Raw genomic sequence first — 19,888 nt, forward strand, 5'->3', positions numbered from 1 at the left:
TTTCTCCTTATGAGAGGATGCGGAGGAGGGTCTCCTTAACAATCTTTACCTCATCCTTTCTGATCGTTCGGAAGTCTAAGATGTACCGTTCATCTTCTATCCGACCGAAGATGGGTATTGGTTCCTGGCGAAGGAGGTCGGCTAATTTTTCCGCAGAAAATTTTTTGGGCCGAATCGCCAGCCCCTTGCTGGGTAGTTTTGCCAATGCCAAGGAACCGCCACCGACCAGAGAAAAGGTATCAATAATTTCGCTTTCCACCCCGGGTAAATTTTTTAATACTCTCTTCACCTCCTTTACCTTCCTTTCAATCTCCTCTATCTTCTGGGTCAAGAGGTTTAAGACCGGATGCTCCCTTTTTAATCTCTCTTCGTCTAAGAAGAGTCTTAAAGTTGCCTCCATTACGGCAAAGGTCATCTTATCGCAACGGAGGGCTCTGGTTAATGGGTTTTTCTTTATCCGGTCAATCAGTTCTTTTTTGCCCACAATCACCCCGGCTTGGGGACCACCTAAAAGTTTATCGCCGGAGAAGAGGCAGAGGTCGGCTCCTTCTTTGATGCTTTCTTTGACTACCGGCTCTTTGGGCAGACCGTATCGGGAAAGGTCAATCAAGGCACCACTTCCCAAATCGTGAATTACCGGAAGATTAAACTCTTTACCCAATGAGATTAGTTCTTTCAATGCCACTTCCTTGGTGAAGCCGATAATTTCGTAGTTACTTTTATGCACCTTTAAGATTAAGGCGGTATTGGGATTAATCGCCTCCCGATAGTCCCGGAGATGGGTGCGGTTGGTGGTTCCCACTTCCACCAATTTGGCGCCGCTCTGCGCCATCACATCCGGAAGCCGGAAGGCACCACCGATTTCAATCAATTCTCCCCTTGAAACAATCACTTCTCTCCCTTTCGCCAGGGTATTTAAGACCAGAAGGGTCGCTCCGGCATTATTATTGACGATCATCCCACTTTCAGCACCGGTGAGGATTTGTAATAGTTTCTCAATGTGCCGGTAGCGCGAGCCCCTCCTTCCCTTCTCGTCAATCTCCAAATTACAGAAGTTCTCGGTCACTGCCATTAAGGCATTTTGGGCAACCTTAGGGATTGGTGCCCGCCCGAGACCGGTATGTAAGATCACTCCTAAACCCTGAATCGCCCGCCGCAAGGAAGGGGAGGCATTCTTCTTCACATTGGACAAGATCTTTTCCAGTGAGATTTCCTGCACCTTCCCTTCCTCTATCCCCCGGCGCAGATTTTCTAACTCCCCCCTCAAAAGGAAGAGGATCAACTCTTTTGGGGATTGGGTTAAAAGTTCTTTCACCCCTTCGGTTTCAAGGATTTTCGCCACCGAAGGTATTTTTCTTAAAAGTTCTTCTTTATTGGCCATTACCCAGATAGAGCCGGACCAAAGCGGCTCTCTTCTCATCCCGTTCCTTTTCGTCCATCTCCTGATTATAATAGATTTGGAGGTTAGCGGGTCGGGTGAGGATTAAAAGGGTGTTAATCTTTTTCAGGTCAACATCTTTAATGAGATTTAGGTTAATGCCGAGCCGAACTAAGAGGAGGAGATTGGTCGCCTCTTCGGAGTTGAGGAGGCGACTATTCTTCAAGATGGCATAAGAACGGAAGATTTTATCTTCCAGCGCTGCGCGGAAATTCTTTAATAAAAATTCCCGCGCCTTCATCTCGTAATCTAAGATCTGCTCCCCAATCTTTGTCACCTTCTCTAAGATCTCTTCTTCAGAGAGACCGAGGGTAATCTGATTGGAGATTTGGAAAAGATTGCCCTTGGTCTCCGTACCTTCCCCATAAATCCCGCGGACGGTGAAACCGAGTTCTAAGAGGCTGCGCAAGACCTTTTCCATCTCCTTGGTGATCACTAATCCCGGGAGGTGGATAAAGAAGGAAGCCCTCATTCCGGTTCCGACATTGGTGGGGCAGGCGGTTAAAAAGCCAAGTTCCGGAGAGAAGGCGAAGGGAATAACTTCGGCTAAGAGGTTATCCAATTTTTCTATCTTCTGGTAGGCGGTGTATAAATCCATTCCCGAGGTTAGGGATTGTAACCGGAGGTGATCTTCTTCGTTGACCAGAATACTTTCCGTCTCGTCACTCTTCACATAGATTCCCCTCTCCAGGCGGGAGTGAGCAAAATCGGAGGGGATGAGATGGCGTTCTTTGAGGAAGTTCAATTTTAAGGGGGAGAGTTCCTTTTCCCTTAGGAAATGACCTTCTTTGAGGAGGCCCTTCTTCTCAAGCGCCTCCTTCACCATCTCTAATACCTTCTCTTTTTCCCGCTTTTCCGCCCGGGTGAGGAATGGTATCCCTTTAATATTCCTTGCCAGGCGGATGCGGGAAGAGATGACTATCTCCGATCTTGGTCCTTCGGGTAAAAGCCATTTCCCAATCGGATTACCTTCGGGAATTATCTCTTTACTCATCTTTCGTTTCGTAGCGCTTTAAGGCATCACGAATGTTAGCGGCTCTTTCGTAATCTTCTTGGGCAATCGCCTCTTTCAGTTCCTGGCGGAGTTTTTCAATGAGGAAGCGGTTTTTAATTTCCTTTCTCTCCTTCGGCTTTTTTCCGATATGGCGGGTGCTGTGGTGGAGTTCTTGGATGATGGGGAGGAGTTTCTCCTTGAAGGCGGTATAGCATTCTTCGCAACCCAACTTTCCTAAGGACTTAAAATTGGCAAAGGTCATTTGGCATTTCGGGCAGACGAGTCGGGTATCCTCCTCTATGATCTTCTTCTTCAATTCCGCCAGAATCTGGAGGAGGGTTTTCAATTCCTTCGGACTGATAATCCCTTTTGCCTGGGCACACTTCTCGCAGAGGTTCAGTTCCACCATTTGGCCATGCTCATCAATACGGCTTACCTTATGAACCGCAGGCCTTTTCTGACAGAGATCACACTTTTTCATTAAAAAGCCTCCCGTCTCTTAAATAATAAACGGTATCCACAATCTCTTTCACCCGCTCGTTATGGCTCACCAGAAGCATCGTGGTCTTCTTCTTTTGGTTCAATTGCTTAAGAAGGGATAGGAGGTTTTCACTACTTTCCTGGTCAAGATTGCCGGTAGGCTCATCTAAAAAGAGGCAGAGGGGTTCGGTGATTAAAGCCCGAGCGAGTGCCACCTTCTGCTTTTCGCCCCCGGAGAGTTCTTCTGGTTTATGGTGCATCCTTTCGGCAATTCCCACTTCGGAAAGGATACGCGCCGCCTTCTCTTTTATTTCGGGGATTTTACCGTTTTTGATGAGGAGGGGGAGCATCACATTCTCTAAGGCGGTGAATTCCGGTAAAAGGTAATGGAATTGGAAGAGGAAGCCGATTTTCTGGTTGCGGAAGAGGAAAAGTTCCTCTTCGGAAAGGGTGGAGATTTTTTGCCCGGCAAAGAGGACCTCACCGGCGGTCGGTCGGTCAAGACCGGAAAGGATATAAAGGAGGGTTGATTTTCCCGAACCCGAAGGTCCGAAGATCCCCACTATCGCCCCCTCCGGAATGGAGAGGTTGATCCCTTTAATCACCTCCAAAGCCCCCGATCTTAGAGGAAAGGATTTCTTAATACCTATCCCTTCAATCAGCGTTCTATTCATACCTCAATGCCTCGGTGGGGATGAGTTTTGCTGCCTTCCTTGCGGGGTAGATTGTCGCTAGGATGGCAATTGCTAAGGAGAGGCAGAAGGTGATAAGGAAGTCGGAGGTTTGGAGGAGGGTGGGGAGGCGCTTTATGAAATAGACATCACCCGGCAGGCGAATGAATTGGTAGCGGGAGAGAAGGAAGGAGACGATAAATCCCAAAATCACTCCCAAGGTTGAGCCAATCGTACCTAAGAGGGAACCAAAAAGAATAAAGGTCTTTGTGATGCGGGAGGTTTTAACCCCCATCGCCTTTAAGATACCGATCTCCTTTGTCTTCCGGATGACCATCAGGGTTAAGATGGCGATGATATTAAAACCGGCGACGAGGACGATTAAGGTGAGAACGATAAAGGTGACAATCTTTTCCAAGCGGAGGGCGGTAAAGAGGTTTTTATTGAGGGTTATCCAGTCAAGAGATTGGAAACCAGAACCTAAATTGGCTTTAATCTTTTCTCCGATTGACCTTGCCTTATAGATATCCCCAACCTTCACTTCAATCCCAGAGACCTGGTCTTTGAGGTTTAAGAACTCCTGCATATCATCAAGGGAGAGGTAAACGAAGGAGGCATTGTAGTCATACATCCCGCAGTCAAAGATGCCATTCACCTTATACTCGCGGGCGACCGGTAATTCTCCCAATGGGGTTTTGATGCGGTGGGTAGGGGAGACCAAAGTCAATTTATCACCAACCTTCACCCCGAGGTTATTGGCTAACTCAATCCCCAGGACCACGCCATTTTCTGAAAAGTCAAAATGGCCACTGACGATTGACTTATCAATTTCGGTAATTTTTCTTTCCGCCTCGGGCAAAATCCCTCTTAGGACTACCCCATCCGAGGCGGCATTTGATTTGATTAATGTCTTGGCATAAAGAAAAGGGGCGGTATGTAAAACCTCGGGGAGGGTTTTAATCTTTTCTTCAATTTCCGAGAAGTTTGTCATTGGTTCGTAGCGGTAGCGGGTGATGACGATGTGGGGGGTGGCACCAAGGATTCTTTTCTTTAACTCCTGATGGAAACCGTTGATTACCGAGAGGACGACGGTAATTGCTGCGACCCCGACCGCAATCCCCAGGATGGCGATTAGAGATACCCCCTTTTTTGCTTTGAGGTAGCGTCGGGCGAGAAATAGTTCTAACATCTCTCTTTCTCCCGCAATTGGGGGAAGGGGATTACATCCCGAATGGTGGCGGAGGTGGTAAAAAGCATTACGATCCGGTCAATCCCTAAACCCAAACCCGCGGTGGGCGGCATTCCGTATTCTAAGGCGGAGAGGAAATCCTCATCTAAGACGCAATACTCTTCTTTTTGGGCGATAAGTTCTAAGAAACGTTCCCTTTCCCGGATTGGGTCATTCTCTTCGGAGAAGGCATTGCCCAGTTCCATACCGCAGACGATTGGTTCAAAGCGCTCCACCAAATCCGGATTTTCCCGATGGACCTTTGCCAGAGGGGTGGTAATTCTTGGATGGTCATAAACAAAGGTTGGTTGGATCAGTTCCGGTTGGACGAGAGAGGAGAAGAGTTTATCTAAGAGTTTGGCTTTGGTTGGTCTCTCGCCAACTTCCAAGCCTAAATCCTTAGCGCATTTTATCAATTCGCCCAGGGAGAGGGAAAGAGGGTCTTTGCCTAATTTTTTTGCCAGGGCGGGGATAAAAGGGATTCTCTGAAAAGGAGGGAGGAAATCAATCGCCATCTCTTTTACCGCGGAGAGAATCTCCTCTAAGAGATTTGGGGAAAGTTTCTCCCCTTTCTTTGCCACCAAGGAAGAGATCCCTTCTTCTTTCTTCTTGGTTAGGAGTTTAGCTACCTCCCAGGCGAAGTTGAAATAATCTTCCCTCTCCTCTCCCTTCACCCCTTGGGATTGGAGAATTGACTCAATCTTCTTTTCCGATGGGTAATAAATTTTATAACCTCCGGTCAGTTCTTTTGCTAAGTAGCGAAAGAGTTCTTCAGTCATCACCATAAAGTCCTTATAATCCTTATAAGCCTCATAGATTTCCACTTGCGTGAATTCGGGACTATGGAAGCGGTCAATTCCTTCGTTGCGGAAGTCCTTGCCAATCTCAAATACCTTTTCTAAACCACCAATAATTAGCCTTTTGAGGTAGAGTTCATCGGAAATTCGTAAAAACATCTCCTGTTCTAAGGCGGAGTAATAGGTCTTAAAGGGTTGGGCGAAGGCACCACCATAGATTGGTTGGAGGATGGGAGTCTCCACTTCCACAAAACCTTTCTCTAAGAGGAAGTTCCGGATGAGATTTATGATCTCCATCCTCTTGATGATAATTTCTTTCGCTTCCGGATTGGTGATGAGGTCTAAATAGCGGAGCCGGTAGCGTTTCTCAATATCTTTTAAGCCGTGCCACTTTTCCGGTAAAGGACGGAGGGATTTGGCTAATAGGGAAAGGTCTTTTACCAGAACGGTAATCTCCCCGGTCTTGGTCTTGAAGACCTCACCGCTGACACCGATAAAGTCTCCCAGGTCTAAGAGGGAAAGGATTTCGTATCTCTCTTTCAGCACATCCTGGCGGAAATAAATTTGGATATCTCCGCTGCCATCGCGGATGTGACAGAAAGAGGTCTTGCCGTGGTCGCGGCGGGTCATTATCCGTCCCGCAACTTTAACCTCGTCCCTTCCTGCCAATTGCTCAAAATTTTCTTTAATCTGCTGAGTGGTATGGGTGCGGGTGTAGGCATAGGGAAAGGGGTTAAGATTCATACCCCGAATCTTCGCCAATTTCTCGTAGCGGGCACTCTCTTCTGTCATAATATTCTATTAATATACCCCAAGGTTTTCGGTTGTCAATTCCTGATTAAGCCTTGATTATTTCCTTACTTATAAAAATAGACCTCCCCTTTTTAGAAATAGATTTCCCTATTTATTCTATTTCTAACCCAGAGAAGGGATTAGATTCTACCGTTAGAAGAGGACGAGTTTCTTCACTGCCTTGTATCCGCCAGAAGAGAAGTGTAAGAAGTAGACTCCCCTTCTCAGTTTCTCTCCGGAGAAGGTAAAGGAATATATTCCTGGTTTCATTTTGGAAAAGGAGAGATTTCTTACCAGTTCTCCACAGGTATTGTAGATTGAGATTAAAACATCACCTTCCCTTGATAAGGAATAAGAGATTAGGGTATTCTTAGAGAAAGGGTTTGGTCTTATCGGGAAAAGTTCGGTCTTTAAGGGAAGTTTTTGGGTAGAGATTTCTTTCATGCCAACGAGGGCGGTATCAATCACCCAGAAACCAATCTGAGCAACTTGATTGGTGCTTTGGATAATGCCGACTGCGGTCTGGGAGATTGAGACCTGGGCAGAGAGGTTACCGATACTGATCCTTGTGCCACCAGAACTTACCAAGTTCCAATCGCATTCGTATTGGGCATAAATTAAGGAAAAGATGCAGAATGAGATAATTGCTAACCTATTCACCTTTCCTCCTTCTTTCAATCCCCTTTTCTATCTCTTCGGGTCTCCTTTTCATATCTTCGTATCTCTTTCTCCCTTCTGTGGTTCGGAAATCAATGCCACTTGCCTTTCCTTCCCGCTCTAGTTGCTCCATACAGCCAACAAGGAAGTCATCATCAAGCATCCTTCCTTTAAGTTCACCGGTCTTTGGTTGCTCAACGGGCATTAACCTTCTTATTGCCTCGGCTGAGACATCCTGCCGTTCACCGGTTACAAGCCAGTAGACTTTTGTTCCCGGCTTACCGCCAATGACAAAAGTATTGCCTTTAATATCTTCGGCAACATAGACATCAGAAGAGCCAACACCGGTCAACTGGATGTGTGGATTTCGGTTCAGGGCGGAGAAGTAATCAGGCAGTCTCACCTCCGCTTTGCCTGAGGCATCAAGGACAACACTGCCCCGATAGATATTGAGCATCTCCGGTCCTTCAATGAAGTAGTGGTTTAAAATCTTATTGTATGGGTCAAGGGGATGGTCAATGGTAAAACTTCCACCGGCTTTGGAAAGTGTGCCGCAGCGAAGTTGATTGGAGGCGGTTGCGGCCTGGCCATTAAAGGCAGCGGAGTTACTATAAGTGGTTAGCACAACTGAGCGATTGCCGGTAGCAAAACTATAGAAGGCCAGAGCGGTATCTGCATAACCACCCGGCACTGTGGCGTAGGCATCTGCTAAGTTATTACTACCACCACCAATTGAAGCACAGGCGTTGGCGGCGCTATTTTCCAAACCTCCAGCAACAGTAGAACCACTAAGACTTGTGGAGTTTCGGTATCCACCACCGATCGTACTAAGATTCCCTACTGTTTTATTACCCGAACCACCGCCAATTGTTGAGTATTCACCCATTGCGGTATCACCAAAGCCCCCAGAGACTGTAGCAAAGTTATAAGCCAAATTTCCACTCCCGCCACCGATAACAGCGTAGTAGCCACTTATCCGGTTACTGCGTCCGCCACCGATGAAAGAGAATTTGTTATTCACAGAATTCCCCCATCCACCAACAATCACTGCAAAAGAATCGTTTGCATCATCCCCAGCAGAATTTTGCCGACCGGAAAAAACTCCGGAAAAATTACCTATCGCTGAATCTCTGTAGCCACCACCGACCGTAGAATGAATACCGGAGGCGGTGTTAAGAAGACCGCCTCCAACTGTGGAGTAATTGCCACTTATGGAGTTGTAATAACCACCACCAATCGTGGAATAGATGGCAGATATTCTATTTTCTTCACCACCACCAATCGTGGAATGATGAGAAGCAGCCGCTATGGTATTTGACCCTCCTCCGCCAATAAAACCATAAGCGGAATTTACGGTATCTTGATAGCCACCGCCAATTGTAGCATATTCACCATTGGCGATATTGAGATAGCCACCAGAGACGGTAGCGGAAAAATCGCTTGCCACATTTGCCACACCGCCACCAATCGTTGATGCTTCACCACTTGCTTTATTAGAAGAACCACCGGCGATTGTCGCGAAGGCGCCGCTTCCCATATTCCGATAACCCCCGGCAACCGTACAATAAGAATAGTGCTGACCATTGGTCCCAGTGGTGCAAGCAAAACCAAGGTTTGTATGGGTATAGCGGTAAGAGCCGTAAAGCATATTGTTAGAGCCACCCCGGGCAATACCCAATTGCCTTATTGTATAAAGGACCGAATCTGGTGTTCCCCGCACCCAGGCATTATCACCACCAACTTCATCATTTCCTGGTGCCCAAGTTGTTCCGTTCCATTTTAAGACCTGACCCGTAGAAGCGCCCATCTGATTTAAGTAATTTGTACTATCCGACCTTCTTGCAATATAAGAATAGGCGGAACTTGTAATTCTGACTCTTGGCGTCATTGCCGGATTGGGATTGACCTGCATCTCTAAATATAAGTTGCCATCAAGGGGTAAAGAAGGAATTGGGTTGACACTTCCCAAAAGGGTATGGAAGAGACCGGCTCGGGTTTGAATTATTTGGGTTTCATTCCAGAAAGCAGTTCCCCCCGAAGGGACATTAAATAGGCGAAAGGTTACCGAATAGGAAGAATCCCGAACGGGATTACCTATATTATCGGTAATTTTACCTTGATAGTTTAAGAGAAGGGGAATAGAGATTTGGTCGGTCTCAGGGAGTTGGGTATTTATCGGTTTTTCGTTCGGAAGAATAATATCTTTTGAACCAAAGGCAAGAAGAGATAAAAATAGGGGGAGATACTTAAACATAGACACCTCCGTATTTTCATAACTATTATATAAAGAGAAATTCCTTTTGTCAATAGTGAATTTCACTTTCCGAGCGCAGGGAAATTAAAAAGAGTCGGGAAGGACTACGATTTCGGGTAATAAGGACTGGGTTGATTTAGGTGGGATGAATTGGTGGAGAGAGTAAATGGGTTACCCGAACTCGTAGTAAGCCAAGGTTTTTGGATGACCTTCCCGACTCTCTAAAATAGTAAATGCCTTGCACCATTTAATCTTGAATTGTAAAAGATTTAAAAAATTTGTCAAGGCAATTTCTCCCAACCATTCTATCCTCCTTACGAGACCTTTAACGGAAGAGGAAAGGAGACGAGCAACCGGTCTCTAAATTAGAGAGAAGAAGAAACCTTTCTTCCCAGAAGGCATTGGGGAGGAAACTATGAGAGGAATCGGGGAAGGGATTAGGAGGATAAGCCCTGGGGAAAGTAGGGGAAAAAGTAAGGAAAAAAATGCCCCTTCTTACCCCCTAGGGATGCCGTAGGGGGAACTGACCCCTATCTTTTAAGTAAAATGGATTTAAGTTATTGAAAATGAAAGAGATAAGGCAATTTTTCGCTTAATAAAAAGTTATCTCATCAGATAATTTTTTTATTGCGGAAAGGTTTATTTTTATGCCCTTGTGAGATTGGCTGTTATAAAAGGGATATTGACACTGCCCACTATTTTGGTAGAATAGGTAATGCGGATATTGGTTGTCTTCTATTCCCGAACCGGAAACACAAGGAAGGTGGCAGAAGCGATCGCTAACCAATTGGGATGTGAGATGGAAGAGATTTTTGATACGAAAAAGCGGGAAGGTTTTTTGGGCTATCTGGTTTCCGGTTGGGATGCGGCTCGGGAAAAATTGACTGTCCTGAAAGAGATAAAGAAAGACCCAAAAGAATACGATTTGGTGATAATCGGCACACCGGTCTGGTTTTTCAATATCGCCACCCCAATCCGGACCTATATCGTGCAGAATAAAGACCGACTGAAAGATGTCGCCTTTTTTGTCACTTATGGCGGTTCCGGAGGCAAAGGGGTTTTGGAGAAGATGGCGCAACTTTCTGGGAAAAGACCGGTTGCCCTCCTCTCCCTAAGGGAGAAAGAGGTTCTCACCGGAGAGTTCCTTCCCAAAATAGAAAACTTCGTAGCGGGGCTGAAAGGATAAAAGATTATCGCTGATGAAGATTTTTCGGTGGCGGATGATCTTCCCTTTTCTTTTGATTATTTTCTTTCTTCTTTCTCTCCTCTTCTCCTTAAAGAAAAGTAAAACAGCCAAGAAGAATTTTAATCTGGTGGTTGATTCCTTAAACCGGGAGATAATCTTTTCCGGTTTTTTGCAGAAGGATACGGGCTGGGTGCAACATCTGATTTATCTTGAAGGTTATAAGTGGCTAAAGAATAATTCGGCGATCGTTTCTTCTTTAAGACTCAAAGATTTTCAAGTTGCCTTTGCCAGCCTTGATTTCTATCTCTGGGATTCGCTCTGGCAGAGAACAGGGGGGAGGAAGGTTGACTTATTCATTGAAGATATCCCAGCGGAGAGTTTGGTGCTTACCGATGATAAATTAAATCTCGGAGATTTTATCTTTTTGGGTTCGCCAAATTTTGATCACTTCGCCTTGGAAGGGATTTATGCGGATTGTGAAAGGTGTCCAATCTTTGATAAAGAGAAGGAGATTTTTGAGAAGTTGTTCATTCGCCAATCGGGAAGGAGTGGTTATTATCTCAATAAAAAAAAGTTCCCCAAAAAGCAGGAATTAAAAATTATGGTGAAGATAAAGTAATGGACTATCTCCAACTCTTTCTTTTCGGTCTTATTACTTCTTTTGGACCCTGCCTCTTTCTGTGCGCTCCTCTAATTTTTCCTCTCATTTTTACCCAGCCCAAGTATTTTTCCCTTTTTTTTCTTCTTTTTCGTCTTTTCGCCTTTGTTGCCCTTTCCCTTTTAGTATTTTCTTTTGGTAATTTCCTTTTCCGATTTTTGGTCCCTAATCGGGGCTTAATTTCAATTATCGCTGGACTTTTTCTCTTCTTCCTTGGCTTCTGGTCATTCTTTGGCAAGGGCCATTTCTTTTATCCGAAAAGATTCCAATGGGAGAACCGTTATTTTTTCTCAATAATCTTGGGAATACTCTTTGGTCTTTTGCCCTGTCCTCCCACCTTAGCGGTCTTAACTTATCTTATGCTGGAAGGGAAGACTTTTCTCAATGCCGGATATATGGGTTTAGCCTTTGCCTTGGGTGAGATGATTCTTCCCCTCGCAATTCTCTTTTTCTCCCAACCCCTTCTTTATCGGATTCGGAATGAGAAGTGGCTTCAAATTTCCCCTTTTCTTTCTTTAATTCTCTTTTTCCTTATCGGTTTTCAGTTATTATTGAGAGGACTACCAAGATAAGACTAAAAAGTTTAAGAACGAGAACAAAACTCTGAGCACAAATGATGCCGAAGATGGGGATGAAAAGGAGGGAACCGAAAAAGGCAGAAAAGGCTCCACCGGTTAAATCGGCGGCGAAGAGAAGTCCAACACTTTCTCCAAGTTTACTTTGGGAGGAGAGGCAAAGGGAATTAGCCAAAGGAAACTGGAAGCCCAAAAATAAACCGGAAAGGAAAGCGGCGGCAAAGATGAGGATTTCGCCACCAATTTGGGTCAGCGGTAATTCGGTCAGGGTGAGAATCAGAAAGGAGAGGAGGAGGATGAATAACTCGTTAACTAATAAGAGGTATCTCTTCATCTTTTCCGGCCTTTGATTGGTAAGGAGGCGAAGGGAAAAGAAACCGCCCATCGTTGAGCCGAAAAGGAAGGAGGTGAAGAGGAGGGTTACCCGATTAAAGAGATAACCGAAACGCATTTGGAAGAGGTTAATCAGAAGAATGCTCTCCATCATCCCCCAGAAGCCGGTGGCAAAGAGGATGAAGGGGATAAATCTCCTCTTCTGGTGTAAGGTAGAAAGAAGGGCGAAAAGGAAAAAGAAGAGAGGGAAAAGAAGATAAGGGGTAAATGGGGTATTTTCCATTCTTTGATAGATTTTAGGCAATTTTGGGGAAGAGAGGTTGGTCAAATAGATTAAACTCTTTAAGAAGCCTTTTGGTTTTAGGTCTTGATTTATCGCTTTGACTTGGCAAGTGTCAGATAAGATTTCTTCTAATTTTTGGTAATAATGGGGGGCGAGGCGCGTCTTTAAGTATTCACGAGAGAAGACCTTGGTGGATAAATTTCTTTTAAGAAGACGGGTTTGGAAGGTATCCGGATTAAGTCCTTGTTCTTTAGGAGAGGCGATGTAGATATTGATATCACCAAAGATTAAATAGAGATAGGGAAAGCAACTCTTTAAGGTTTGGTAATGGGTTAAAATTAAATCGCGCAAGGGTTCGCTAATATAACTGAGGGAAGAAGGGGAGATGGTAACTAAAAGGCCATCTGCCTTCAATTTTTTCCGACACTCCCAATAAAACTCTTTGGTAAAGTAGCGATTGAAATTTAGGGTTAAAGGGAGGAGTTGGTTGATGATGATTAGGTCGTATCTTTTAGATGGGGAGGATGTTAAAAACTTCCGACCATCCTGATAAAAGAGATTAACGCGGGGGTCAAATAATTCCTCCCGAGTGAGTGGGAGGTTTAAGTTTTTATAGGCAGTAATTATTTTTGGGTCTAATTCCAGATAGTCCACACTGGTAATCGGATGTTTTAATATTTCTCTTATTAAGCCGCCAATCCCTTGACCGATGAGGAGGCAGGTTTTTGGTTGGGGATGGGCAAGAAGGGAGAAATGGGCTATTTCTTCAATAAAGGTAATCTCGGGATTGGGAACGGTGGAGATGGGAAAGCCATCATAGAATAGGGTGTATTCCCCTTCCTTTTTGGTGATGGTAATATTGCCGTATTTGGTATTTTCGTAATGGGTAATTTTCTCCCCTTGCCACCAGAAGGAAAGAATCGTGGGGCGCAATTTTGGTTCTAAGAAAAAGAGAGAGGTAAAGAGGGAGAAAGGGAGGAGAAATAATTGGGAATGTTTTGGCTTTAAGAGAAAAAGGATGAAGAAGTTTAGGGCGGATAAGAGAAAGGCAATCCGAAAGGGGGTGAGATGGGGAAGGAGCAGAAAATAGAGGAAAATACCACCCAGGATTGTGCCTCCATTCTCTAAGATGTAGGTCTTGCCAATTGGCGCAACTGCTTCCCTCTCTTCCTTTGCGGCAAGGATTTGGGTCGTGATGGGGAAGAGGGCGCCGTGAAGGAGACTTAAAGGGAGAACGGTAAAGAGGGAAAGGAGGAAGAGGTGGGGGAGGATTAGAATCTCCCCAAATGTAAGCCCAAAGATTTTTCGGGAAAAAAATAAGAGGAAGAGGGTTAGGGGAAAGAGTGAGGCGAAAAGAAGATTCGTGAGAAAGAAAGAGGGGAGAGGGTTATCCTTTAAGGTTTTGCTTAAAGAGAAAGAGCCGAGACTTTCCCCAATTACCCAGATACCCAAAATGAGACCAACCGCCATTTCGTTTCCCTGGGCGGTAGTTAAGATTGAACGGAGGAGAAGGATTTGGGCGGTGATGCCCGATAATCCCAGAAGGAGAATATAGAAGGGGAACATAGGCTATTCTAAAAAAGGGGGAGGAAAAGTCAAATTGGGAGGCGATTTCTTGATTTTTGGCTGGGGATTTATATAATCAGTAATGTCAGTCATCCGAGAAGAGAGGATCTGCCCTTACTACCGAAACTGTGGGGGTTGTGATTATCAAGATATAGATTACAAAGAGCAGTTAGCAAGAAAGATGAGAATGATCAGGGAGTTTTTTCCCGGGCAAGAAGTGAGAATTTTCCCTTCCTCTCCTTTTCACTACCGCAACCGGATGGACTTTGCCTTCTTTCCCGGAGGGATTGGCTTCCGGCGGAAAGGGCGCTGGGATAAATTTGTTGATGTGGAATATTGTCTTATCGCCAAAGAGAGGATTAATCAACTTTTAAGGGAGGTGCGGGAATTTTTTAGGGACGCTGACCCCTTTGATGTGCGAAACCACACGGGAACCTTTCGCTACGCGGTCATCCGAAGTGTTTTCACTTCCAGTATTTCTTTCGTAATTAATCAAGATAGTAAGGAGAAAGAAAGGGCGAGAAAGATGGTTGAGGATTTTGCCTCTTTCACCTCAGCGGAAAATATCTTAATTGTTGAAGTGCCTCCTAATACCGATGTGAGCATCGGGGATAAATATCGCCTCATTAAAGGGACGGACCTTCTATTAACTAAAATTAACGGGAAGGAGTTTTATTTTCACAGCCAGGGGTTTTTCCAGGTAAATGATGAACTGATACCCAGACTGCACCAATACGTGGCGGAGATTTTAGAAAGGTACGAGACAAAATATGCCCACCTTCTTGACCTCTACGGCGGGGTGGGGGTTTTTGGGATTATGAATCGGGAAAGGTTCCGGTCGGTAATTGTTATTGACAACCATCCAGGCTCCTTAAATTTAGTAGAAAGAAATTGTGCCCTAAATAAGATAGAGCAAATCCAACCGGTATTATTGGAAGATAGAGAGATAAGAAAACTATCCTTGGAAAAACCCCTCTTTGTAATTGCCGATCCACCCCGGGCGGGTATCCATCCCAAGGCGCTCCGCTACTTAAACGGGATGAAGCCCGAATTACTAATCTATGTCTCTTGCCACTTTAAGCAATTGGTAAAAGATTTAGAAAAACTAACTAACTTCCAGATAAAATCCCTCGCCTTTTTTGACTTCTTTCCCCAGACAAAAAATATGGAGTTGGTGGTGGAACTTAAAGGGTCATAGTCAAGATGAGCCCGAACGGTTTTAGAGGATATAAGTTGCTGGTTCGGTATTTGACCTTATGATATCCTCATCGCACTTGCCTTTTAGAACGAACTGACCTTTTTAGAGGCCTTATTTGAGAAAGAGTGGCGCCACTTCTTTTTCTGATTTGACATTATAGCCAAGTGAATGAGCATTTGACATAACTTCTTAACTTATCTATAATAGATAATGGCGAGAGGAAAAAATCTGGGCTTTCGGATACCAAAGATAAATATTATTAAAGCCTTTACCCAAAAAAGAACCCACCGGCCGACAAGGGTGGTTAAGAAGGAGAAGTATCGGCGTGCCCAAGAGAAGGCGAAGTTAAGAAGAGAGTTGAAGGAGGAGAGTTATGGAGAGGAATGAGGCGTTAAATCTGGTGCGAGAGAAGGTGAAGAATGAGAATTTAAGGAAGCATATGCTGGCGACCGAAGCCTGTATGCGGAAATTGGCAAAATACTTCGGTGAGGATGAAGAAAGATGGGGGCTCTGTGGTTTGCTTCACGATTTAGACTATGATGAGACCGCCAAGACCCCCGAAGTCCACGGTCTAAAAACGGTTGAGTGGTTAAAAGAAAAGGGGATAGAAGAAGGGATACTTTCTGCCATTTTGGCGCACAATTGCCATAAACCAACCGAGTCCCTATTAGAAAAGGCTCTGTATGCGGTTGACCCTTTAACCGGTTTGATTGTCGCCAGTGCCTTGATGCATCCGGATAAGAAATTGAATAGTGTTGATAAGGACTTTGTTTTAAGACGTTTCAAAGAGAAGAAGTTTGCCGCAGGCGCGAATCGGGAACAGATTAAAAGTTGTGAGGGGATGGGAATCTCCTTAGAGGATTTTGTAGAGATTTGTCTTAAGGCGATGCAAGAGATTGCGGCTGATTTGGGTTTATGAGATAAGTCTCTTTTAGGAGGCAATTTTTAATTATTGAAAAATGAAAGTTACTGACCCGGTCTGCGGGATGAGAATTGAAGATAAGGAGGCAAAGGTAAAGTTGGTCTATCAGGGAGTCACCTATTACTTCTGCTCGGAATGTTGTAGGGAGGCTTTTATTGAAAATCCCTCATCTTTTATTAAGAAGGAATCGCCGGTTGGGGAGCGGGCAAAAGACCCAATCTGCGGAATGGTTATCCCCAAAGAGAGATCAATCAAGAAAGAGATTGGTGGCCGGACCTATTACTTCTGCTCGGAGAATTGCCTCCGGACATTTCTATCCCCGGAGAAAGAGATGAAGGCGATGCGAACCCGGGTGAGTATCGCCTTGACCGGGGTGGTGGCTTTAGCAATCCTTCGGGCGCTTTTCTTTTTGGGACTGGCGGCTGGAGCAACAGTCCTCACTTGGGTGCCGATTAAATCTCTCCCTTGGTTCAATGGTGGGATCTGGCTATTTATTATCACCACACCGATTATTATCTTTGGGGGCAGGGGATTTTTTCTTGGTGCCTATCAGGGAATTAAAAAGCGGGTTGCCAATATGGACCTTCTTATCGCCCTCGGCACATCAACCGCCTATCTTTACAGTGCCCTGATTGTTCTCTTCCCAAAAGTCTTACCGGTAAAGGAAAAGAATCTCTATTTTGAAGTGGCGGCAATCATTATTGCCTTTGTCCTTTTGGGAAGATATATGGAAGAGATAATTAAGAAGAGGAGTTCTTTAGCCATCCGAAAGTTGCTTGATTTGAAACCGCAGACCGCCCGGGTGATCAGGGAAGGAAGGGAAATTGAGATACCAGCGGAATCGGTTATGGTTGATGAAATTGTCGTGGTGAAACCCGGGGAGAAGATACCGACCGATGGGATAATTATTGAAGGCAATTCAACGATTGATGAGAAGATTTTGACCGGAGAAAGTATGCCGGTGGAGAAGGGTGTGGGGGATGAGGTGATTGGGGGGACACTCAATAAGTTTGGCACATTTAAGTTTCGGGCAACCAGGGTCGGTTCGGAAACAACTCTCGCCCAGATCATTAAGATGGTAGAAGAGGCGCAAGGCACTACAGCACCCATTCAGAGATTGGCGGATAAGGTTGCTTCTTATTTCGTCCCGGCGGTGATTGGTATCGCCTTTCTTTCGGCTCTTATCTGGCTCCTTAAAGGAAATTCTACGACTGCGCTTTTATCGTTCGTGGCGGTCTTAATTATTGCCTGTCCCTGTGCCTTGGGTATTGCTACCCCAGCCGCTTTGCTGGTGGGAGTTGGCAAGGGAGCGGAGATGGGGATTCTGATTAGAGGGGCAGAATACTTGGAAAAGGCAGAGAAGTTAAAGACAATTGTCTTTGATAAGACCGGAACTTTGACCAAAGGGGAACCGGAGGTGAAAGAGATTGTCTCTTTCAATCAGGTTTCTACCAGAGAGATATTAAAAATGGCGGCAATTGCGGAAAAGGGCTCAGAGCATCCTTTGGCTCAGGCAGTCATTAAGAAGGCAAAACAAGAAGGGATTGAGATTCCCGAAGCAGAAGGTTTTGAAGCAATCCCCGGCTATGGGGTTAAGGTTTTTTTAAATGGTAAAGAGATTCTGGCTGGCAACCGGAAATTAATGGCGGAGATGGGAATTGCGCTCGGTGAGAAAGAGAAGATAATCTCCGATTTAGAAGAGAAAGGAAATACGGTTATGATTTTGGCAAAGGAAAAGGAGATTGTCGGTTTAGTGGCGGTGGCGGATACATTAAAAGAATTTGCCAAAGAGGCGATAGATGATTTGCGAAGAGAAGGATTAGAAATTTTTCTTTTAACTGGTGACAATGAGCGGACCGCGCAGGCGATTGCCTCTCAGGTTGGTATCGGAAAAATTATTGCCAATGTCTTGCCCAAGGATAAGGCGAAAGTAATTAGCGACTTACAAAATGCAGGTAAAGTGGTGGCGATGGTTGGCGATGGGATAAACGATGCCCCGGCACTGGCACAAGCGGATATTGGTATCGCAATTGGTAGCGGTTCGGATGTGGCAAAAGAGGCAGGCGGAATTATTTTGGTGAAGGATGACTTGCGGGATGTGGTGAAAGCGATAAGATTGAGCAAAAAGACGATGGGGAAGATAAAAGAGAATCTCTTTTGGGCATTTATCTATAACACCTTTGCGGTGCCGATTGCCGCCTTTGGACTACTCAATCCAATCGTTGCTGCGGCGGCGATGGCTTTAAGTTCCTTATCGGTGGTGACAAATTCTGCTCGGTTGCGATGGGTAAAGGTATGAGAGGATTGACTTTGAGAAGGAGAGCATTAAAATAAGTTGTTATGAAAAAGGTAAAGACTTTTCAAGAGATCATCCTTACCCTTTATGACTTTTGGCAGAAGAGGGGTTGTTTAATCTTCTCCCCTTATAACTCCGAAGTTGGGGCAGGAACTTTTAATCCGGCAACATTTTTGCGCGTCTTAGATGATAAGCCCTGGCGGGTCTGTTATGTTGAACCGTCAAAGAGACCGAGGGATGGTCGTTATGCCCAAAATCCTTTGCGGGTGCAACAGTTCTGGCAGATGCAGGTCATATTAAAACCGGTGCCGGATAATATCCAAGAGATTTATCTGAAAAGTTTGGAGGCGATTGGGGTCTCCTTAAAGGATAACGACATAAGATTCATTGAAGACGATTGGGAATCGCCAACGATTGGTGCTTGGGGTCTTGGTTGGCAGGTAGAGTTAAACGGGATTGAGATAACCCAATTCACCTACTTTCAACAGATGGGTGGAGTTGACTTAAAAGTTATCCCGGTGGAATTGACCTATGGCTTAGAAAGGATTGCGATGTTCATCCAGAAGGTTGATTCTATCTTTGATATTAAATGGGATAAAGATTATACCTGGGGCGATGTCTATCGGCAGAACGAAGAGGAGTTTTCCGTCTATAACTTAGAAGAGGCGGATATTCCTTTTCTCTTAAAGACCTTTGATGGTTACGAAAAGGAAGGGGAGAGGTTATTGGCAAAGAATCTTGTCTATCCGGGATACGATTGCGTCATTAAACTCTCCCATCTCTTTAATTTATTAGAGGCCCGGGGAGCAATTTCCGTTTCGGAAAGGACAAATTATATCGCTCGGATTAGGCGGTTGGCAAAACTCACCGCCACAAAATATTTGGAGAAGGTAAGATGCCACTCTACGAATATAGATGCTTAAATTGTAAAAAGAAGTTTGAGATTTACGCGACAATTTCCGAATACGACAAACTGAAAGTTTCTTGTCCTGCTTGTCAGAGTGAGAATATCCAAAGGATATTCAGCCGGATCAACATCAAGACCGAGAGCAAAACCGAAGAGTTTGGAGACTTGGAAGGTTTTGGGGAGTAAGATTATCACTGAATTCAAAAAAGAAGGTGATCTATGAAAAGATTTGAGGTCATTTTAACAAAATCGTATGTTGTTAAAATAAAAGCCGAAAACGGAAATGAAGCGAAAGAATATACGGAGTCATTTACGGGGGATATTCAAGATATTTCCCTGGATAAAGATAGAAAAAAGTTCAGTTTTGAAATAGAGGATATTGAGTGTAAAGTAAATGAGGCTTTTGAGGCTAAGGAGATAGAATGAAAGAAATAAAAACACAGGTATTTTTAGGTGATGGCCGAGATATGAAACAGGTGTAATATGACCCATCATAAGTTGATAATTGGAAATTGTATGAGCATGCAAGAAATTCCTGATGAAAGTGTTCATTTAGTGTTAACATCGCCACCTTATTTTAACGCTCCCTTTGATTATAAAGGGTTATTTAAAAATTATGGTCAATATTTAGGTGTCTTAAACAGAGTTGCTCG

At 44.7% G+C, this 19,888-nt stretch carries 19 protein-coding genes; 10 read left to right on the forward strand and 9 right to left on the reverse strand.

Going from position 1 to position 19,888, the window contains the following annotated elements; all coding sequences use genetic code 11:
- Nucleotides 1-7: 7 nt before the first annotated feature.
- From selA to ABIL00_04075, 8 genes are all read right to left on the reverse strand, one after another.
- A complete protein-coding gene (gene selA / locus ABIL00_04040) occupies nt 8-1,381 on the reverse strand; it encodes an L-seryl-tRNA(Sec) selenium transferase (GenBank protein ID MEO0109930.1) in 1,374 nt (457 codons plus the stop codon).
- Nucleotides 1,371-2,432, reverse strand: a complete 1,062-nt coding sequence (locus ABIL00_04045; protein ID MEO0109931.1) for a protein arginine kinase — start codon at nt 2,430-2,432, stop codon at nt 1,371-1,373. Before ABIL00_04045 ends, selA begins: the two co-directional genes overlap by 11 nt.
- A complete protein-coding gene (locus tag ABIL00_04050) occupies nt 2,425-2,913 on the reverse strand; it encodes a UvrB/UvrC motif-containing protein (protein ID MEO0109932.1) in 489 nt (162 codons plus the stop codon). The genes ABIL00_04045 and ABIL00_04050 overlap by 8 nt, the downstream gene beginning before the upstream one ends.
- Nucleotides 2,900-3,586, reverse strand: coding sequence for an ABC transporter ATP-binding protein (locus ABIL00_04055; protein MEO0109933.1), 687 nt, complete (start codon nt 3,584-3,586; stop codon nt 2,900-2,902). The genes ABIL00_04050 and ABIL00_04055 overlap by 14 nt, the downstream gene beginning before the upstream one ends.
- A complete protein-coding gene (locus ABIL00_04060; GenBank protein ID MEO0109934.1) occupies nt 3,579-4,772 on the reverse strand; it encodes an ABC transporter permease in 1,194 nt (397 codons plus the stop codon). The genes ABIL00_04055 and ABIL00_04060 overlap by 8 nt, the downstream gene beginning before the upstream one ends.
- Nucleotides 4,766-6,400: a lysine--tRNA ligase gene (gene lysS / locus ABIL00_04065; protein MEO0109935.1), complete on the reverse strand. Its 1,635-nt coding sequence runs from the start codon at nt 6,398-6,400 to the stop codon at nt 4,766-4,768. The genes ABIL00_04060 and lysS overlap by 7 nt, the downstream gene beginning before the upstream one ends.
- Before the next feature lie 153 nt (nt 6,401-6,553).
- Entirely contained in the window at nt 6,554-7,060 is a 507-nt protein-coding gene (locus tag ABIL00_04070; protein ID MEO0109936.1) for a T9SS type A sorting domain-containing protein, read from the reverse strand.
- Nucleotides 7,053-9,311: a hypothetical protein gene (locus ABIL00_04075; GenBank protein MEO0109937.1), complete on the reverse strand. Its 2,259-nt coding sequence runs from the start codon at nt 9,309-9,311 to the stop codon at nt 7,053-7,055. Before ABIL00_04075 ends, ABIL00_04070 begins: the two co-directional genes overlap by 8 nt.
- A 715-nt stretch (nt 9,312-10,026) precedes the next feature.
- On the opposite strand from ABIL00_04075, the gene ABIL00_04080 reads away from it, so the two are divergent.
- From ABIL00_04080 to ABIL00_04090, 3 genes are read left to right on the forward strand one after another with little or no spacing between them, the layout of a single operon-like run.
- A complete protein-coding gene (locus ABIL00_04080) occupies nt 10,027-10,497 on the forward strand; it encodes a flavodoxin (GenBank protein MEO0109938.1) in 471 nt (156 codons plus the stop codon).
- Between the two features lie 13 nt (nt 10,498-10,510).
- Nucleotides 10,511-11,116, forward strand: a complete 606-nt coding sequence (locus ABIL00_04085; GenBank protein ID MEO0109939.1) for a hypothetical protein — start codon at nt 10,511-10,513, stop codon at nt 11,114-11,116.
- Entirely contained in the window at nt 11,116-11,727 is a 612-nt protein-coding gene (locus ABIL00_04090; GenBank protein ID MEO0109940.1) for a sulfite exporter TauE/SafE family protein, read from the forward strand. The genes ABIL00_04085 and ABIL00_04090 overlap by 1 nt, the downstream gene beginning before the upstream one ends.
- Here the strand turns inward: ABIL00_04090 and ABIL00_04095 are convergent.
- Entirely contained in the window at nt 11,687-13,912 is a 2,226-nt protein-coding gene (locus tag ABIL00_04095) for a hypothetical protein (GenBank protein ID MEO0109941.1), read from the reverse strand. The genes ABIL00_04090 and ABIL00_04095 overlap by 41 nt on opposite strands.
- 82 nt (nt 13,913-13,994) lie before the next feature.
- On the opposite strand from ABIL00_04095, the gene ABIL00_04100 reads away from it, so the two are divergent.
- The 7 genes from ABIL00_04100 to ABIL00_04130 all read left to right on the forward strand — a co-directional run bounded on the left by ABIL00_04100 (nt 13,995) and on the right by ABIL00_04130 (nt 19,661).
- A complete protein-coding gene (locus tag ABIL00_04100; protein MEO0109942.1) occupies nt 13,995-15,110 on the forward strand; it encodes a hypothetical protein in 1,116 nt (371 codons plus the stop codon).
- 210 nt (nt 15,111-15,320) lie between these two features.
- The gene (locus ABIL00_04105; protein ID MEO0109943.1) at nt 15,321-15,497 is read left to right on the forward strand and encodes a hypothetical protein; all 177 of its coding nucleotides are present in this window, start codon (nt 15,321-15,323) and stop codon (nt 15,495-15,497) included.
- Complete coding sequence (locus ABIL00_04110; protein MEO0109944.1) at nt 15,484-16,029, forward strand: HD domain-containing protein; 546 nt, start codon at nt 15,484-15,486, stop codon at nt 16,027-16,029. The genes ABIL00_04105 and ABIL00_04110 overlap by 14 nt, the downstream gene beginning before the upstream one ends.
- Nucleotides 16,030-16,069: 40 nt before the next feature.
- Nucleotides 16,070-18,331: a heavy metal translocating P-type ATPase gene (locus tag ABIL00_04115; GenBank protein MEO0109945.1), complete on the forward strand. Its 2,262-nt coding sequence runs from the start codon at nt 16,070-16,072 to the stop codon at nt 18,329-18,331.
- Between the two features lie 41 nt (nt 18,332-18,372).
- Nucleotides 18,373-19,251, forward strand: a complete 879-nt coding sequence (locus ABIL00_04120; GenBank protein ID MEO0109946.1) for a glycine--tRNA ligase subunit alpha — start codon at nt 18,373-18,375, stop codon at nt 19,249-19,251.
- A complete protein-coding gene (locus ABIL00_04125) occupies nt 19,224-19,421 on the forward strand; it encodes a zinc ribbon domain-containing protein (GenBank protein ID MEO0109947.1) in 198 nt (65 codons plus the stop codon). The genes ABIL00_04120 and ABIL00_04125 overlap by 28 nt, the downstream gene beginning before the upstream one ends.
- A gap of 33 nt (nt 19,422-19,454) precedes the next feature.
- Nucleotides 19,455-19,661: a hypothetical protein gene (locus ABIL00_04130; protein ID MEO0109948.1), complete on the forward strand. Its 207-nt coding sequence runs from the start codon at nt 19,455-19,457 to the stop codon at nt 19,659-19,661.
- The last annotated feature ends 227 nt before the right edge of the window (nt 19,662-19,888 follow it).

The organism is candidate division WOR-3 bacterium, from assembly GCA_039801905.1.
Taxonomy (GTDB): Bacteria; Hydrothermota; Tepidihabitantia; order Tepidihabitantales; family JBDRVQ01; genus JBDRVQ01.

What these genes read in the sequence shown, in the direction of transcription:
- ABIL00_04100 (MEO0109942.1), top strand. Translation starts at nt 13,995, where the DNA reads ATGTCAGTCATCCGAGAAGAGAGGATCTGCCCTTACTACCGAAACTGT.
- ABIL00_04060 (MEO0109934.1), bottom strand. Translation starts at nt 4,772, where the DNA reads ATGTTAGAACTATTTCTCGCCCGACGCTACCTCAAAGCAAAAAAGGGG.
- ABIL00_04075 (MEO0109937.1), bottom strand. Translation starts at nt 9,311, where the DNA reads ATGTTTAAGTATCTCCCCCTATTTTTATCTCTTCTTGCCTTTGGTTCA.
- ABIL00_04050 (MEO0109932.1), bottom strand. Translation starts at nt 2,913, where the DNA reads ATGAAAAAGTGTGATCTCTGTCAGAAAAGGCCTGCGGTTCATAAGGTA.
- ABIL00_04120 (MEO0109946.1), top strand. Translation starts at nt 18,373, where the DNA reads ATGAAAAAGGTAAAGACTTTTCAAGAGATCATCCTTACCCTTTATGAC.
- ABIL00_04105 (MEO0109943.1), top strand. Translation starts at nt 15,321, where the DNA reads ATGGCGAGAGGAAAAAATCTGGGCTTTCGGATACCAAAGATAAATATT.
- ABIL00_04045 (MEO0109931.1), bottom strand. Translation starts at nt 2,432, where the DNA reads ATGAGTAAAGAGATAATTCCCGAAGGTAATCCGATTGGGAAATGGCTT.
- ABIL00_04080 (MEO0109938.1), top strand. Translation starts at nt 10,027, where the DNA reads ATGCGGATATTGGTTGTCTTCTATTCCCGAACCGGAAACACAAGGAAG.
- ABIL00_04130 (MEO0109948.1), top strand. Translation starts at nt 19,455, where the DNA reads ATGAAAAGATTTGAGGTCATTTTAACAAAATCGTATGTTGTTAAAATA.
- lysS (MEO0109935.1), bottom strand. Translation starts at nt 6,400, where the DNA reads ATGACAGAAGAGAGTGCCCGCTACGAGAAATTGGCGAAGATTCGGGGT.
- ABIL00_04095 (MEO0109941.1), bottom strand. Translation starts at nt 13,912, where the DNA reads ATGTTCCCCTTCTATATTCTCCTTCTGGGATTATCGGGCATCACCGCC.
- ABIL00_04055 (MEO0109933.1), bottom strand. Translation starts at nt 3,586, where the DNA reads ATGAATAGAACGCTGATTGAAGGGATAGGTATTAAGAAATCCTTTCCT.
- selA (MEO0109930.1), bottom strand. Translation starts at nt 1,381, where the DNA reads ATGGCCAATAAAGAAGAACTTTTAAGAAAAATACCTTCGGTGGCGAAA.
- ABIL00_04090 (MEO0109940.1), top strand. Translation starts at nt 11,116, where the DNA reads ATGGACTATCTCCAACTCTTTCTTTTCGGTCTTATTACTTCTTTTGGA.
- ABIL00_04125 (MEO0109947.1), top strand. Translation starts at nt 19,224, where the DNA reads ATGCCACTCTACGAATATAGATGCTTAAATTGTAAAAAGAAGTTTGAG.
- ABIL00_04115 (MEO0109945.1), top strand. Translation starts at nt 16,070, where the DNA reads ATGAAAGTTACTGACCCGGTCTGCGGGATGAGAATTGAAGATAAGGAG.
- ABIL00_04085 (MEO0109939.1), top strand. Translation starts at nt 10,511, where the DNA reads ATGAAGATTTTTCGGTGGCGGATGATCTTCCCTTTTCTTTTGATTATT.
- ABIL00_04110 (MEO0109944.1), top strand. Translation starts at nt 15,484, where the DNA reads ATGGAGAGGAATGAGGCGTTAAATCTGGTGCGAGAGAAGGTGAAGAAT.